11 protein-coding genes are annotated in these 15,427 nt (G+C 53.3%); 8 read left to right on the top strand and 3 right to left on the bottom strand.

Features of this window, described 5'->3' with window-relative positions:
- The first annotated feature begins 4 nt into the window (after positions 1–4).
- The 3 genes from VH413_17005 (at position 5) to VH413_16995 (ending at position 2,291) form a co-directional block, all read left to right on the top strand.
- Positions 5–448 (top strand): thioredoxin fold domain-containing protein, encoded by a 444-nt coding sequence (locus tag VH413_17005; protein HEX3800396.1) that lies wholly within the window; start codon positions 5–7, stop codon positions 446–448.
- Positions 449–528: 80 nt separating this feature from the next.
- Complete coding sequence (carA, locus tag VH413_17000) at positions 529–1,689, top strand: glutamine-hydrolyzing carbamoyl-phosphate synthase small subunit (GenBank protein HEX3800395.1); 1,161 nt, start codon at positions 529–531, stop codon at positions 1,687–1,689.
- A gap of 74 nt (positions 1,690–1,763) precedes the next feature.
- Complete coding sequence (locus VH413_16995) at positions 1,764–2,291, top strand: FHA domain-containing protein (protein HEX3800394.1); 528 nt, start codon at positions 1,764–1,766, stop codon at positions 2,289–2,291.
- A gap of 77 nt (positions 2,292–2,368) precedes the next feature.
- Here the strand turns inward: VH413_16995 and hemB are convergent, their stop codons facing one another.
- On the bottom strand, positions 2,369–3,376 hold the full coding sequence (gene hemB / locus VH413_16990) for a porphobilinogen synthase (protein ID HEX3800393.1): 1,008 nt from the start codon (positions 3,374–3,376) through the stop codon (positions 2,369–2,371).
- A gap of 97 nt (positions 3,377–3,473) precedes the next feature.
- A complete protein-coding gene (locus VH413_16985) occupies positions 3,474–4,157 on the bottom strand; it encodes a hypothetical protein (GenBank protein ID HEX3800392.1) in 684 nt (227 codons plus the stop codon).
- Positions 4,158–4,307: 150 nt separating this feature from the next.
- Between VH413_16985 and dinB the strand changes: the two genes are divergently transcribed.
- Together dinB and VH413_16975 are read left to right on the top strand one after the other, a co-directional pair.
- Positions 4,308–5,387 (top strand): DNA polymerase IV, encoded by a 1,080-nt coding sequence (gene dinB, locus VH413_16980; protein ID HEX3800391.1) that lies wholly within the window; start codon positions 4,308–4,310, stop codon positions 5,385–5,387.
- Positions 5,388–6,267: 880 nt separating this feature from the next.
- Positions 6,268–6,864: a hypothetical protein gene (locus VH413_16975; GenBank protein ID HEX3800390.1), complete on the top strand. Its 597-nt coding sequence runs from the start codon at positions 6,268–6,270 to the stop codon at positions 6,862–6,864.
- A gap of 141 nt (positions 6,865–7,005) precedes the next feature.
- On the opposite strand, the gene VH413_16970 is transcribed toward VH413_16975, so the two are convergent.
- Positions 7,006–11,064: a transglutaminase domain-containing protein gene (locus tag VH413_16970; GenBank protein ID HEX3800389.1), complete on the bottom strand. Its 4,059-nt coding sequence runs from the start codon at positions 11,062–11,064 to the stop codon at positions 7,006–7,008.
- 291 nt (positions 11,065–11,355) lie between these two features.
- Here VH413_16970 and VH413_16965 point away from each other — a divergent pair, with 291 nt between their 5' ends.
- The 3 genes from VH413_16965 to VH413_16955 all read left to right on the top strand — a co-directional run bounded on the left by VH413_16965 (position 11,356) and on the right by VH413_16955 (position 15,386).
- Entirely contained in the window at positions 11,356–12,765 is a 1,410-nt protein-coding gene (locus VH413_16965; GenBank protein HEX3800388.1) for a TonB-dependent receptor, read from the top strand.
- 150 nt (positions 12,766–12,915) lie between these two features.
- On the top strand, positions 12,916–13,467 hold the full coding sequence (locus VH413_16960) for a hypothetical protein (protein HEX3800387.1): 552 nt from the start codon (positions 12,916–12,918) through the stop codon (positions 13,465–13,467).
- Positions 13,464–15,386, top strand: coding sequence for an Ig-like domain-containing protein (locus VH413_16955; protein ID HEX3800386.1), 1,923 nt, complete (start codon positions 13,464–13,466; stop codon positions 15,384–15,386). The genes VH413_16960 and VH413_16955 overlap by 4 nt, the downstream gene beginning before the upstream one ends.
- Positions 15,387–15,427 lie beyond the last annotated feature (41 nt).

Raw genomic sequence — 15,427 nt, 5'->3', positions numbered from 1 at the left:
CCTCATGAAAAAATTATTCTTAATCGCGGCGATCTGCTGGCTCGGCATTCAGGCGCGCGCTGACGACTGGCTTACGAATCTGCCGCAGGCCATCGCGAAGGCCAAGGCGGAGAAAAAAGTGGTGCTGATGGACTTCACCGGTTCCGATTGGTGCCCGGCTTGCATGGAGCTGCATAAAAAAGTTTTGTCCACCACGGAATTCAACGGTTATGCCAGCACAAATCTCGTTTTGATGCTCGTGGATTTTCCGAGCCACAAGCCGCAGTCGGATGACTTGAAAGCGGCAAACCAGGCGCTTCAGGAAAAATATGGCATCGAGGGTTATCCCACCCTCGTCCTCCTCGATGGCGATGGCAAGGTGCTTTACAAACATATTGGATATGATGAGGAACCCATCAAGACGGTCATCGCCAATCTGGAAAGCGCGAAATCGGGCAAGGGAAAATAAGTGAGTGCGCGCGCGTGGAGCAGCTTAATTCTTGACCGCGCGCGCCGCCGCCCTAGCATCGCGCGGCACATTTGAAAATGATGAAGGCAATATTGGCATTGGAAGACGGCTCGGTTTTTCGTGGCGAAGGTTTTGGCGCGCGCACCTCGGCGTGCGGCGAAATCTGTTTCAACACTTCGATGACCGGCTATCAGGAGATTCTCACCGACCCTTCCTACAAAGGCCAGATCGTGGCGATGACTTATCCGCTCATCGGCAATTACGGCGTCAATAACCAGGACGTCGAGTCATGGCGTCCGCATGTCTCGGGATTTGTCATTCGCGAACTTTCGCCGATCGTCAGCAACTGGCGCGCGGATTATTCGCTCGCGGAATATCTGGAGAAGAACGGCATTCCCGGTTTGCAGGGAGTGGACACGCGCGCGCTCACGAAAAAATTGCGCGTGCGCGGCGCGTTGAAGAGTTTTATTTCCACGGAAGATATTTCCGATGCGGATGCCGTCGCTAAGGCAAAATCATGGCAAGGGCTGGAAGGCGTGGATTACGTCAAGGAAGTGACGCACAAAAATTCTTTTCGCTGGGATGAAAAGGACGAGCAGAGCGCGAGTTTCGATCTCACGCGCGGCTCCGCCAAAACCGAACCGCGCAATGTCCGCAAGCCTTTGCCGCCGGCGGATATTCCGATCGTCGCGTTCGATTTTGGGATGAAATATAATATCCTGCGGCGGTTGCGGCAGCATGGGTTCGCGGTGCAAGTGCTCCCCGCGACAGCCACCGCCGCCGAAGCGCTCGCGCACAAACCCGCGGGAATTTTTCTCTCGAACGGTCCCGGCGATCCCGCCGCGCTTGGTTACGCGGTGCAGGCGGTGAGCGACCTGGTGAAGACGGGCGTGCCGATTTTTGGGATTTGTTTGGGGCATCAAATTTTGGGGCAAGCCTTCGGCGGAAAAACTTTTAAATTAAAGTTTGGCCATCGCGGCGCGAACCAGCCGGTGAAAGATTTGGAATCCGAGCGCGTTGAAATCACGTCGCAAAATCACGGGTTCGCGGTGGATCCAAAATCATTGCCGTCAGACGTGCAGATCAATCGCATCAACCTGAACGACCAGACGGTCGAGGGCATGCGCCACCGGACGAAGCCGATTTTTTGTGTGCAATATCATCCCGAGGCATCGCCCGGACCGCACGATTCGACGCCGTTGTTTGCGGAGTTTCGGACGATGCTGGAGAAAAAGGGTTGAAAGTAAGTATTGCTGTGCGCGGAGAAATGCGTTTGACTTGGAGAAAGCGATGCGGATAATCAACAGCACAGTCTATGGCCAAACTTGTAGTGCTCAGTGAAGGGATGACCGGACAGTCGTATGAGCTGAAAGTGGATAAGACCACCATCGGCCGTGTGGATGATAATACCTTTCCAATTCCGCACGCGTCTGTTTCGAGCCATCATTGCGAAGTCCTGCTGCGGGGCAGTGACGTGGTGGTGAAGGACCTGAACTCCACCAATGGCACGTTCATCCAAAATCAGCAGATCACCGGCGAATCGGTTTTGAAGCCCGGCCAAATCCTGCGCCTCGGCCAGGTGGACATCCGCCTCGAAGCGCCCGGAGCCTCCGCGAGCACCAAAAAAGCGCCGATTGATTCCACGATGGTTATTTCCAAGGGAGTTAGTCTGGAGCAGTTGGAGCAGGGGCCGCAATCTTTCGACACCACGAAGGGCGTCTTCACCAAGAAGACGAATAAAGCCAATAAATATATTTTTATCGGCGCGACGGTGTTGTTGCTGGTAATTGTGGTGGCGATATTCGTGGCTTACAATTCGCTTAGTAATCATCCCAGTCACTGAGTATTTCCCGGGGGTGATTTTTATCTCGCATGTGTTATGGCGTTCCGCCGAACCCATTTTCTACTCGGTCGCAAAAATTATTTTTCTGCGAGCCATCGCGCCACGTCCGTCGCCGCGTAGGTAATTAAAATATCCGCACCGGCACGGCGCATCGCCAGCAGGCTCTCCATCGTGACAGCGCGTTCGTCAATCCAGCCATTCGCCGCCGCCGCTTTCACCATCGAATATTCTGCACTCACCGCGTAAGCCGCCGTGGGATAACCAAATTCTTTTTTCACGCGATACAAAATATCCAGATAGGCCAGCGCAGGCTTGACCATGATCATGTCCGCGCCTTCCTGGATGTCCATCGCCACTTCGCGCAAAGCTTCGTTCGCGTTCGCCGCGTCCATCTGATAACTGCGCCGGTCGCCAAATTGTGGCGTGGATTCCGCCGCTTCGCGAAAGGGTCCGTAGAACGCTGAAGCGAATTTCGCCGCGTAGGAAAGGATTGGCGTGTCCGCAAAACCGCGCGCGTCCAATTCTTCGCGAATCGCCCGCACCCGGCCGTCCATCATATCGCTTGGCGCTACGATGTCCGCGCCGGCGTCCGCATGGCTCGCCGCCGCGCGCGCGAGCAGTTTCAAACTGGGGTCATTCAAGATACGCGCCCCGCGGTCATCGCGCTGCACGATTCCGCAATGCCCGTGTTCCATGTATTCGCACAAGCACACGTCCGTGATCACCAGCAGCTGCGGCAGTTCCTTTTTCAGCGCGCGCACCGTTTGTTGCACGATGCCCTTGTTCGCATACGCGCCTGAAGCTTTTGCGTCTTTGGTTTCCGGAATGCCGAATAATAAAACTGCCGGCACGCCCGCCGAATGCGCGATTGTTGCTTCGCGAACAATTTCGTCCGGCGAAAGCTGGAACACGCCGGGCATCGCGGCGATGGGGCGACGCAATTTTTTTCCTGCGCGCGCGAACAGCGGCAACACCAGTTGCGCCGCGCTCAAGTGCGTTTCACTGACCATGCGGCGCAACGCCGGAGATTGCCGCAAACGCCGCGGCCGGTAAGCAGGAAATTGCCCCACAGAATTCACTTTCATGAAGCTACTCTAATTTCAAAGCCAAAACTTCAAAGCCTAATTTGGCTCTCGTGCGGGCCGCGAGTTTGTCGCACTCGCAAACCATCCGCCGCTTTTCTCATCGCTTCGGCGCGGTTCGCAAAGCTTTAATCGCCTCTGGCGTTTTGTAATGCCGTTTCAAACCCACTTCGGTCAGCAATCCACCTCCGACTCGCGCGATGAATTCCGGGAAGCTGCGTTCAACGCGATCACGAATCAATTTCTGCCCCATCTTCGACGCCCAAAAATCTTCCTCCACTTTAGACAGGGCGATTCCCGCCTCGTCCGGCGACAGGTTTTCGCGCTTGGCCAGCAGCCACACCAATTCCTTATCGCCCGGCAGGCAAACCGGGAAGGGGATGAATTTCAACGTCACTTCCTGTTCGTCGCTGCCCGCGGCGGCGACGGGTCCCACTTTGATTTCGCTGCTGAACTGGTTGCCGTCGGGCAACGCCACTTCCACGGACAAAGTTTTCTCTTTTTTATTGGGCTTGAGCGTGATGTCGCCGTCGCCAAAGGACGCCGCTAGTTGAAGTTTGACGTCCTCGATCGTTTTCGGTTCCAGGTCGGGCAATTCAACCTTGCCGCAAAATTTCTCGAACGCCAGCGTGCGGGCCTTCGCTTTCAATTCCGCCTCGATGGCCTGATAAATCTTTCCGGCGAGTTGCGCATCGTGAGTCGCTTTCGGCAGCACGCGCTTCAGCAAATCCAGCAGTTGGGATTCGTTCGTTTTCTTCGGTTCTTTTTTAGATGCTTTTTTCATGATAAAAATGGGAGCGGTGTTGTGCCGGATTTTGACGCGAAGTGCAATGACTTATGGCGGGCAAAAGCGAAAAATATTTTTTGACAAACTGCCGCATCAATCGTTGCGGATTTGCGTTTGAGCGCGACCGCTCTTAAAATGAGCGCGAAAATGTTTCGGGTCATTTTGCATTTAGACATGGATGCGTTTTATGCGTCCGTCGAGCAGCGCGACAACCCGGCCCTTGCAGGCAAGCCGCTCATCGTGGGCGCGCCGCCCACACAACGCGGGGTCGTATGCGCCGCGAGTTACGAAGCCCGTAAATTCGGCGTGCGCTCGGCCATGCCCAGTTCCGTAGCCGGGCGGCTTTGCCCGAATGGAATTTTCATGCGCCCGCGCATGCAGCGTTATCGCGAGGAATCCGCCGAGATCATGCGGATCATCGCGTTGCCGAATGTGATGGTTGAGCAAGTTTCCGTGGACGAGGCTTATTTGGATTTCTCTCCGATCTGCCAGCAAGCGGATGCGGACTTGAGCCTCGCTCAGGCATTGCCATTGGCAGACGAATTGAAACGAAGAATTTCGGCCGAACGTGGATTGACGGCGAGCATTGGCATCGCCGCGAATAAATTGCTCGCCAAATTAGCCAGCGATTTTAAAAAGCCTGATGGCCTGACGCTGATTGCCGAGCGCGATAAGGTGGCTTTCCTGCGTCCGCTGGAAGTTCGCGCGTTGCATGGCGTGGGCAAAGTCACCCAGGAAGTGCTCAACCGCGCGGGCATCGAAATCATTGGCGATCTTCAGGATTATCCGGGCGACTTGAGGGCGCTGATCGGCTCTTTCGGCCCGGTGCTGAAACGGTTTGGGTTTGGCGAAGATCATCGCCCGCTCGACAGCAGTGACGAAGTGAAAAGCATCAGCAGCGAGAACACCTTTCTTCGCGATACTGATGATCGGAAGATCCTGCGCGCCTGTTTACGAGAACAAGCCGAAGACATCGCCGCGAAATTAAAACGCCACCGGATCGGAGCCCAGACGGTGCAAGTGAAATTGCGTTACAGTGATTTTACGACCCTGACCCGCCAGTTGAGTGTGGAAGAGCCGATCACGGAAGCGGCTCAAATCTATCGACTCGGATGCTACATCCTGGCGCGCGACCGATTGGTTTCGCGACCGTTGCGACTCATTGGGCTGGGAGTAAGCGGCCTGGGAGAAACCATAAATCACCAACTGGCGCTCGCGCTTAAATAGAGAAGCTATCTTTGTCACGCACTTAGTTAGGGAATTAAGTAAATCTCAATTCAATTAAATCCATCTACTTATCCGAATATGAGAATTAAAGAATTGCCAATAAAAATGGCGGAATGTGGAAAATAATTCTTGCGCTGTCTATTACTCATAGATAGAGTCACGCCACGAAATAAATGATGACACATGCAAACATATCAACCCCGGAATGGCCAATGATGCCGACGCGCTCATGCCTTTTAAGCCGTGGCTATATGTTTAATCCCGGTGCATCCATCAAAGGCCAGAGCCAGTCTTTTGAAGCTGGATTTGATAGAGTGGAGGCAGGCAGGTAGAGGAATTTTTAAGCTTTCTCACCCTGCTTGCCAGAAAGGAAGCAGGGTTTTTTGTTGTCCACGTAGTATTGCAAAAGCAAATGACAGTAACGAAATATTCAATAACTGTGAACTATAGAAGCGCGACGTCTAAATGATGTCTATCAGTGATAAGTCAAATTTAGCGCAGGCAAGCTACGGCTGGCCGCCTATGAGGTGTGCCGATAAGTGGCCGGATGACGCGCCAGATAGTAAAACCCGATTTTTAGCAATCAAGGGCTTCGCAGGAGGTGTGCCCCTAAACACCGAAACAACCGCCATGAAACCGCGGGTTGGGATCGCATAGATCACCAAGAGGTGTTTGTTCTCTATTGCACGCATGTGACCGGGGGTGAACGACTCCCGGCCTTTTAATTTTTAGCGAGCTTAATGGCGCTACACCGAATCACTTTCTCTCAACTCAATAAACCGCCTTGGAGGTAGGAACTCGCGCGGGCGGAAGCAAAACTTCCGCCCGCCTCTTTTTGCCATCTCATTATTTTTACAACGAAACCTAAATTAACAACGCTATGAAAACACGCACGCAACCGCGTTTCTGCAAATTCGAACTCAGAATTTTGTCATACGCGAATTCCTATTACATCGAACGGATTAAAAAATTGGAACGGCTCCTCGCGCGCAAACCGCGCACCGTCAAGATAGACATGATCGGCATTGGAGAAATTCCGGCGGACTTGGCGCTGCTCATGCGGTCGGTGCTGCTTGCCCGCTCGCCGAAGACGCGGGTCATCACCAATGCGCGTTCCAGCCTGCAAAATGGCTCGGTGCTGGTTTGGCTGCTGGGCGACCAACGGCTTATCCGCGAAGACGCCCGCGTTTTTTTCCGTCCGGCTGAAATCGCGGAGGAGAATGAGACAACTATCTATGCCGGCCTGAATGACAACGAACCGAAATATAAAGATTCGTTCTCCGGGATAGACCCGGAGGAAGGCGATTGCGCGCGTGTCCTGCAAGCGATCAACGAATTCCTTCCGGTCAGGGAATTCACCGGCAAACTCATTGGTACTGCCGTGCTGAAACAATTCGGGCTTATCGAAAACGAGCGGCTTGACCTGTTCTTGGCGACCGCTTTCGGAAAAACCGAACGCGAGGCCGTGTTTCGGTGACTGAACAAAAGATGAGTCATTCGTCAGGCAGGCGAAGGCGAAAAATCTTTGCCCGCGTTATCAACGCGCAGTCGAGCCAGCGCTCAGGCACGCGTTATAAGCCAGCCGCGCCCGGGCCAGCCACCGGGGACTGCGACCATTTCAATGTTTATCAGCCATGAATACGACATCGCGTTCGAGCATTGATAGCGCTTGCGCAATCGTATCGCGATACGCCGCATAATCAGCCGCCGCGAAGTGCCCGTTCTTTTGCTGGTAAGTGAAGTTGAGAACCATCTGATTGCTTCGCGTTTGAAAATCGCTTTGGGCGGTTGCAAACCGAGGATCCAATTTCACGTGCAACGCTTCCGACGGCTCCAGATGAAAGCCAGCGGGAAGGTCGAGGTATGTTTTGGAATCCAGGGTATAGCGCGTCCGAATTTCAAACGGCGAGACGCGGTCATCCGCCGGGGTGGTTTGGAGATAAAACCGGGAGAACCCCCCGTGCAACACCCCGCGCAACTGGTCGTTTGACTGGCGAAATTGGCCCTTGATGGAGTAGCCGAAAGTCAGCCGCAAGGGCGCATCGGGGGTATTGAGCCCATCAATTTTCGCGTCTGTAACGTGCGCGTCCGTCATGCCCATTTGCGTTTGCAGCCATGCGCGCCGGCCGGATTCAGAGATTTGCAGCAAGTAATCGCGCCAGACCGCGGCGGTGTCTCCGCGAAGCGTCAGCGTGTCCTCCGCCGCAAGGTCGGTCGTCCCCGCCAGATGCAGATGACGTTCCACGGAGACGGTCGAGGCATCGCCGGGAAAATTCGGCACGGTGACAAAGCGCGGATTGTGTTCGTCGAGCACCAGCACGTCCCGCCCGGCCATGTAGGCGGGAACCGCGTGCGCGACACTGGCGCCTTTGGAAGTGCAATCCAGAAAATAATTGCTGCCGCCACCGGGAACAAAAACAACCATGTGATCGAACTGATCGAGCGAAGGCAAATTCTTTTGAATCGGCCCGACAAAATTGAACAGCGCCAACTGGGCCGGTATGCCCGCATCGGCCAGCATTTGTTGAAGCAACAGGGAGTGGTCTTTGCAGTCGCCATATTTATTGCGAAGAATGTCCGCCGGTTTGTTGGGCATCCGGGCGCGGCGGCCAAACTCAATCGCTTTGTAACTCAAATTGGTTTGCACATAAGCCGACAGCGCGGCGATTTTGGCGTCCGGGTTGTCCAGGCCAGCGGTCAACTTTTGGGTTTGTTTGTCCAGCGCGGGGTCTTTCTCCAAACGGTCTTGAATATTTGTCAGGTAATCTTTCACGAGCGCGGGCCATTGTGCTGATGCGTCCGAAAGCCACAGCATCGGCAGGAAGGTGGTGAACGGCGGCTGCAAGGACTCATAGCGCACGACCATCGGGTCCGTAACGCGCCAATATAAACCGCCGGAGGATTTCTGGGGTTCGATGCCCGGCGACGATTGGTATTTCACCCGGTCGGCGCCATTCGCGAGGAAGAAAATATTTTCGCGTTCAGGAAAAGTCGCGGAAAAATAATGATCAAAAAATGGAAATTCGTCGGTCGGGCCCAACTGGCGGCGCGTGATCGTGGCGGTCAACTGGCAGTTCGGTTGCAATCCAGACACGGGGATGTTCAAAACTTTTTTCTGGCTGGCGGACGATTCGCGACGGTCGTCGAGCACATAATAATTGGCGGGATCGCCGGTTAAGATCGTTTTGCCCGAAGCATCCATGACCCGCAAGTCGTTGACAAAAACCGCTTCTGTCACCGGATCGAATTTCACCTGGATCGTGCTGAAGGCGGAGACGCCCGAGGCATCGAGCATTTGCACAAGAATGTAATCCGTGTTTTTGATTTCCTTGCCGGGGATGTAAGACTCCGCCACCAGATGACGCAAATAATACGCGCCATATTTTTTTCCGTAATCGGCGGGAACCGGCTGGGTGGGCGCGTTGGTGAACTCCGCCGGGAAGGCCACCGGCTCGATCGGATCAATCGTGGCGGTGTTATCGCCTTCGCCGAGCATGCTGCTGACATAATCGAGATACGAACGATAATCCTTATTCGCGGGAGCCAGTTTTGAGGCTTCGGCAAAATCGGTTTTGGCCTCGCGATACCATTTGAGGCCCAGTTCGCTGCGGCCTTTGAGAAAAGTGACATAGGCGGTTTTATTGTCCTTGGCCAGATCGCGGCAAATGTCCAGCGCGTCAGAATATTGGGCGGCGGCGAGATAATTATTCACCAGCGCTTCCGCCACCTGGGCGTTGAAGGGATTTTCATCCCGCAATTTTTTGAGAGAATCGGCCGCCTTGGAATAATCTTTTTTCCGGGTATAGATTTCGCCTTCGAGCATGCGGATGGTCACAGGGCTGCCGGGGCGGAGATAATTTTGCACTTCCTCAAGCGCGGCGTCATAACGCTTTTTTTCCATTAGCAGACTGACGTATTCCGTAAAGCTTTCGTCATCGCGATAACCGGAAGCGAAGACGGATTGATAATTCGTGATCGCGCCGTCCACATCGGAGGCTTGCGATTGGAAATACGCGCGTTTGGTTTTGACCGCCGGCAGAACCAGGATGGAGGTCGGCTGCCACTTCAAAAACTCGAGCGCTTCCGCCGGACGGTCGAGATGTTCCCACGCGAGCAAGGCGTTTACGATATACAAGGATTGCTCGCTATTTGCTTTTGCCGCCGCGCGAAAAAGGGGCAAGGCTTTTTCATATTCGTTTTGGCGTGTATAATATAAACCCGCCTGGTTGAGGATGTAGGAGCGGGTTTTAAGTTCTTTTTTGGTCGCGGTTTCGGTCATGGATACCAAAGCGACGGAGTTGCTCACTGGAACGGAAATGACGCGGTCCAGCGCATCATCCAGGACGCCTTCGGCGCCTTCGCCCTCGCGCTGGGTCCAGGCCATCACAAGATTGGCGTCATCGCCGTGTTCCGAAATTTTGAGACGATAAATATATTTTCTGCCGTGGATCTCGCGCGGGTAATCGAATTGCAATGCATCCGCGCCGGAATCCTTGACCATGCGCCGGTTGGTGATGTTCTCGTTCGGATAGGCGACATCCAGCGTTGCGAGATAAGCGGAACTTAAGGCTTCGAGGTCCGGCCTTTCGCCGTCGAGTTTTATGGGCATCGTCACAAAGCAACTGTCGCCCTGGGTGGCCGCGAATTCCGACTGCGCGAAAAGTCCTTCGGAAGACGAATAGGGCCGCCACGACGAGCCTTTGACCTGCACCGAATAATGATGGTCACGCGAATAAAAATTCGTGGTGAAACCGCCGGAAGTTGAGGCCATCCGGCCCGGATCAATCACTTCAAAGCGCGTGAACAGGTCGTCGAGTTGCTTTTTGACTACGTTTTGATCTTCGCTGCGACTGAAGCCGATCAACTGATACGCATAACCGTTGGTCACTACGTACCAGTTGCGATAGTGCAGCGAATTGGCACCGACCTGGGCTTCGGTTTCGACCATGACACCGTCCAAGCTGCCGACGCGATAGGGCGTTTGATTCACCACGCGGTGAGAAGTGGAAGCCACCTCCATATTCGCCTTGCCCGCTTCGGCGAGTTGTTCGGAGGTGAAATTCAAGTTGCCAATTTTTTCGGCGGTGATGGTGAAATAGCCTTCGGGAAACTGGCGCACCAGGGAAAGCTTGCTCGCCTTGTTTATTTTGGAAGCGTCATATTGTTTCCACGGGTAACCCGGCGTGCGGAATTGGAAGTTAAGGTCCTCGAACTTGACCAGCTCATTTGCTTTTTCGTTACTGAAACCATGTGCGCGTTTGTAGCCCGTCACCGCTCCCTGAATGCCAAATATCAACATGAAGACCGTCAATCCCAGCGCCGAAATCGCCTGCGACCGGCCCTGGTTATAAGACTCGCGATGGCGTGAATATTCCACCAGTCCAATGATCGCTAAAATAATTGCCGTGACTATCAAACCAAATATGACCAGGCCAAGAATACCCGCCACCACGCGATTTGCAGGAATATAGGGAATAAAGCGGCTAAGGATGGCGTGGGTTCCGGTGATCAGGAACGCCACGCATAGAAGCATCAGGGACAAAGCGCATTTGGTATTGGTCGTGGGACGGCGGGAAATCGTCCAGCACTTGATCGTGGCCGCGAGCATGAGCACCACCAGCGTGAACTGGCCCGCAAAAGAACTGGCCGCCATCGCGGAATTGGGATCATTCAGCATTTGATATTATCGCCTTTTTTGCGGTGGTGATTAAATGGCCCTGGAAACTTTTCGGAACACACATTTTGTGCGGCCATGCTGCGTAACTTTACTTTTCGGAACAAGGAAATTCGGTCTTTCCTGCCTTCTGTCTCGTTTCTTTAAATCCACGCGCACCACCCGGTAGTGTTACCTTTTCACGCATAAAAAACGGTTGCCCGTGAATCTCGAAATGGGTGCTTGCCCTGCGGGAAATTTATCGCTTTGATTGCCGCAGGGCAGTGGCAAAGCAACTTTGCAAATACCGATGCTATGAACGACGAAACGCTCAATACAAATCAAAAGGCGCTCCAACTCAATATGGACGCCAAGGTTTACGGCACCTTCGCCGAAATCGGCGCGGGCCAGGAAGTCGCGCGGTGGTTTTTTCATGTCGGGGGTGCCGCGGGCACGGTGGCCAAATCCATTTCCGCTTATGACATGGGCGTGAGCGACGCCATCTACGGCCCGAGCGAACGCTATGTCAGCCGCAAGCGGCTCGAGTCCATGCTGGCTTACGAATACAAGCTGCTGCTCGAACGCCTTGACGCCAAGCGCGGTGATAAGTGCACTTTTTTTGTGTTTGCCGATACCGTCGCCACGCATAGCTTCACGCGTCATGACGAAGGGCAGGGGTGGCTGGGCATTCGTTTCCAGGCGGAGATGAAGAGCGAGCCTTCCGAGATCATCATTCACGCGCGCTTGCTCGATCCCGAAAACGTCCGCGAACAGGAGGCGCTCGGCATGCTGGGCGTGAATCTGATTTACGCGGCATTTCACTATAACAAGCAGCCGGAAGTTTTGATCAAGTCCCTCATGGACGGCCTCACGCGCAATCGCATTGAACTGGACATGATCCGTTTTTCGGGCCCGGCATTTGCCAAGCTGGACAATCGTTTGATGAGTTTGCAACTCGTCCAGCAGGGGTTGACCGACGCGGCGATGTTCACGGCGGATGGCGAAGTCGTTCAGCCGATGGACATTCTCTACAAAAAACCGGTGTTGGTTGAGCGCGGCAGTTTCCGCCCGGTCACGAACACCACGCTCGACATGCTCGACCGGGCGTACGAACAATTTGTCGAGGAATCCAACGTCAAGGGCGACCAGCCGACGGTGCTGATGGAAATGACGCTGCGCAACCTGCTTTCGGACGGCGGCGTGGATCATAAAGATTTTCTTCAGCGTGTGGATGTATTGAGTGCGTTGGGCAAGACGGTGCTGATTTCCAATTACGCGCGCTATTATAAACTGGTGGCTTACCTTGCCCGCTACACGCAAAAACCGATGGGCCTTGCGCTCGGCGTTCCCAGTCTGCGAGAAATTTTCGACGAAAAATTTTACACCGATCTTGAAGGCGGCCTGCTGGAATCGCTCGGGCGCCTGTTCAAGAATTCCGTGAAGCTTTACGTTTATCCGTGGCGCGATCCGGTCACCGGCAAAGTCACCACGGCGGAAAGCATGAAGGTCGCGCCGCATCTGCAAAATCTGTACGCGTATCTCATCGAGAACCATTACGTTGAAAGCATCCAAAAACATAACGTGGATTATCTGCCGATCTTTTCCCGCGATGTTTTGGCGCGCATCCAGACTTACGATCCTTCGTGGGAATCCATGGTGCCGCCGCAGATCGTGGAGATCATCAAACGCGACAAACTTTTCGGTTTTCGTGAGATGAGAAGTTAAAAGGAGTTTGCTGCAAGAAAACTTTAAGCAGCCGCGATGGCTTGCGGTGCGAAACTTGACGGGCTTATGAAAGAAAGCGGCGGGTCAAAAAGTATTTTGCGCAACCATCGGCACTGCTTCATTGCAGGGCTGCTACTATTTTCTATTTGCGTGGCTCATCCTCTGGCGGCGCAGGACCAACCCGAAATCAAAATCCAATTAGGGGATCTCGCCGGGACCGCGTGGGAGCAAAGAATTTATTTTGGCAACCAGGCGCAACCATGCGCCACGCTTCGGACGGCGTGGCTGCACAAGGATTTTGAGCGCCGCGGATTTTTTCGCATCGGACTGTTTCCATTGATCGCGATGGAAACATTTCAACTGGATATTCCCAATCCGGGATCGGCGGCCTACGGCTTTGCACAAATCCAAAGCCTCCTCAAAACTGCCGCCGGTGGCAGCCGGATTGAACTCCGCAATGTGCGCGTGAGCGTCGGAACGGCGCGAGTGGTTTGCGGGCGGGTTCGCTTTGCCGCCAATGGCGATTGGGAATTACTCGACGGCGTGAGCCTGCATAACGAAGCGAAGGAAACCCACGCCGCCAAGGGAATCTTTCACGCCAGCGGTCCTGGGCTTGGAACTATTCTTTTGAAAGGCCAATCGCGAACATTAGCGCTTTTTTCTCCGGCCGATGCGGAAACCCAATCAGAAAAAACTCCATGAAAATAAAGTTGTTACTCCTGTCACTATTGTCCCTGATGTCCGCAATGATTTGCCGCGCGCAAACCGCATCGGACTATATTACACAAGGGCGAAGTTACCTTGCCGTCAGCAACATCGTTTCGGCGAGCGTCAGTTTTTCCAACGCCGTCGCCTTGTCGCCCAACGACCCGACCGCAAATGTATTTTACGGCCTCAGCCGTTTATTTGCGCTGCCCTCGCAACCGGCCGTCAGCAATTTTTTGACGACGCTCGGCGTGCCAACTACTGGCCGGAATATTTATCAATGGAAAGCGCGATTGCCGCACGACGCGCAACGCTTTCCGATCGCGCCTGCCGGCGTGAGCCTGTCCGACTGCACGGCCCTCGCGCGCGGAAGTGTGCTTAGCGAAATCATCGGCGCGGAAGCGAATCTCGCCGTGGTCACCGATACGAATTTCACGCTGGCTTTGACCGTGCAGGACACGAGCATCACTGCGGTGACAATGGATTATGGTGATATTCAACTGATCCGCTCTTTCCTCGATGGTATGGAATATTTTGTTTACAATACTTATGACTGGAATCTTGACGTGCAGTTGACGGTTTTGCGGTCGCTCTATTCCAGCAACACATTTGACATCGGCACGCTTTTGTCCGAATACCCAAGCCTGCTGACGTTTTCCACGACCAATGATTTGTTGAGTGCCAAAGCGGCTTTTGTCAAAAGCGCGAATACTTATTTCACGGCTTCGAGCATCATCCGCAATCGTCCGGCCGATGTGACGCGCCTTTTCAATTACGCGCCGGACGATGCGCAGGATGAAACGCCATTTCGCGAGACGCTTTTTGATGTCACCAGTTCCTTGACTAATGGCCCGGTTTTATTGGAGGTAAATTCCAACTATTCAATATTGTTGTCGTCCACTTTCAGCGGTGCGCAAGCACCTCGGGCTTTTCTTCCGCGAATATATGGTCGCGGGTTCGTAGCCGGCTCACTTCCTGACGCCACGTTTGGCGGTATAGTTGGAGGACTTTCGGATCACTCTGCGGAAGGAGGTTTATCTGAGCATTTTAACGCCATACCAGAAATCATTCCGGGCCAAGGGCCAGGCGTTCAATTTCATATTCATGGAATTGCGGGGCGTGGATATATCGTCCAATCTTCGTCGAATTTATTGAATTGGTCGAATGTATTTGCACTTGTAGCTTATGACGGAAATTACCCATTTACAAATCGTCTGGGTAACAATCAATCTAATAGCTTTTATCGCGTCGTAGACAGCACGTCTCATATGCCACCGCCAATCAACGATAATTTTGCGAATCGAATTCCTGTTTCAGGATATGGTTTGTTAGGAACAAGCTACGACATTAATGCCACTACTGAAAATAGCGAACCGGGGAATGGTTTTGCTTCGATATGGTGGAGTTGGACGGCTCCGGCGTCAGGGCAAGTGGTAGTACTTGCACGTGGAACTCCCGGGTATCCTGGAATGGACATTTATACAGGCAGCGAGCTTGGAGCTTTAAATCAAGTTCCAGTAATCAATAGTTCATATTACCACAATGGTACTTTATTTCAGGCCTCGGCCGGGCAAAATTATAAAATGCAAGCCTTATCGTTTGGTGGACAAGGAGCCGTTCAACTAGTAATTGGTGCTCTTCCGAATTTAGTAGTGACCAGCCCGATTACCGGAACTATCCTTTCAAATCATTCTATTACTATTTCAGCTTCTGCTAATGATAGCATAAGTCAAATTACCAGCATCAGTTATAGTATTTATAGCAATGTGTTTGTTGTGCAAAAAGGAACTGTGAATGGCTCCTCCATGAATTTGATTATAACTAATCTAGCATCTGGCTTTTATTCAGTCAGTGAGACGGCATCAAACCTTTTGGGTTTGAATATCAGTATGGGGCAAGGCGTAACTTTGCAATAGACCTATTTTTACCTGTCAACCGGTTAATCACCTTATCTTCG

The sequence above is a fragment of the Verrucomicrobiia bacterium genome, assembly GCA_036268055.1.
GTDB lineage: Bacteria > Verrucomicrobiota > Verrucomicrobiia > Limisphaerales > Pedosphaeraceae > DATAUW01.
This window is presented reverse-complemented; position numbering and strand designations above follow the sequence as displayed.

Excerpts from the sequence above, each read along its gene's own strand:
- VH413_17005 (HEX3800396.1), top strand. The coding sequence starts at position 5 with ATGAAAAAATTATTCTTAATCGCGGCGATCTGCTGGCTCGGCATTCAG.
- carA (HEX3800395.1), top strand. The coding sequence starts at position 529 with ATGAAGGCAATATTGGCATTGGAAGACGGCTCGGTTTTTCGTGGCGAA.
- VH413_16995 (HEX3800394.1), top strand. The coding sequence starts at position 1,764 with ATGGCCAAACTTGTAGTGCTCAGTGAAGGGATGACCGGACAGTCGTAT.
- hemB (HEX3800393.1), bottom strand. The coding sequence starts at position 3,376 with ATGAAAGTGAATTCTGTGGGGCAATTTCCTGCTTACCGGCCGCGGCGT.
- VH413_16985 (HEX3800392.1), bottom strand. The coding sequence starts at position 4,157 with ATGAAAAAAGCATCTAAAAAAGAACCGAAGAAAACGAACGAATCCCAA.
- dinB (HEX3800391.1), top strand. The coding sequence starts at position 4,308 with ATGTTTCGGGTCATTTTGCATTTAGACATGGATGCGTTTTATGCGTCC.
- VH413_16975 (HEX3800390.1), top strand. The coding sequence starts at position 6,268 with ATGAAAACACGCACGCAACCGCGTTTCTGCAAATTCGAACTCAGAATT.
- VH413_16970 (HEX3800389.1), bottom strand. The coding sequence starts at position 11,064 with ATGCTGAATGATCCCAATTCCGCGATGGCGGCCAGTTCTTTTGCGGGC.
- VH413_16965 (HEX3800388.1), top strand. The coding sequence starts at position 11,356 with ATGAACGACGAAACGCTCAATACAAATCAAAAGGCGCTCCAACTCAAT.
- VH413_16955 (HEX3800386.1), top strand. The coding sequence starts at position 13,464 with ATGAAAATAAAGTTGTTACTCCTGTCACTATTGTCCCTGATGTCCGCA.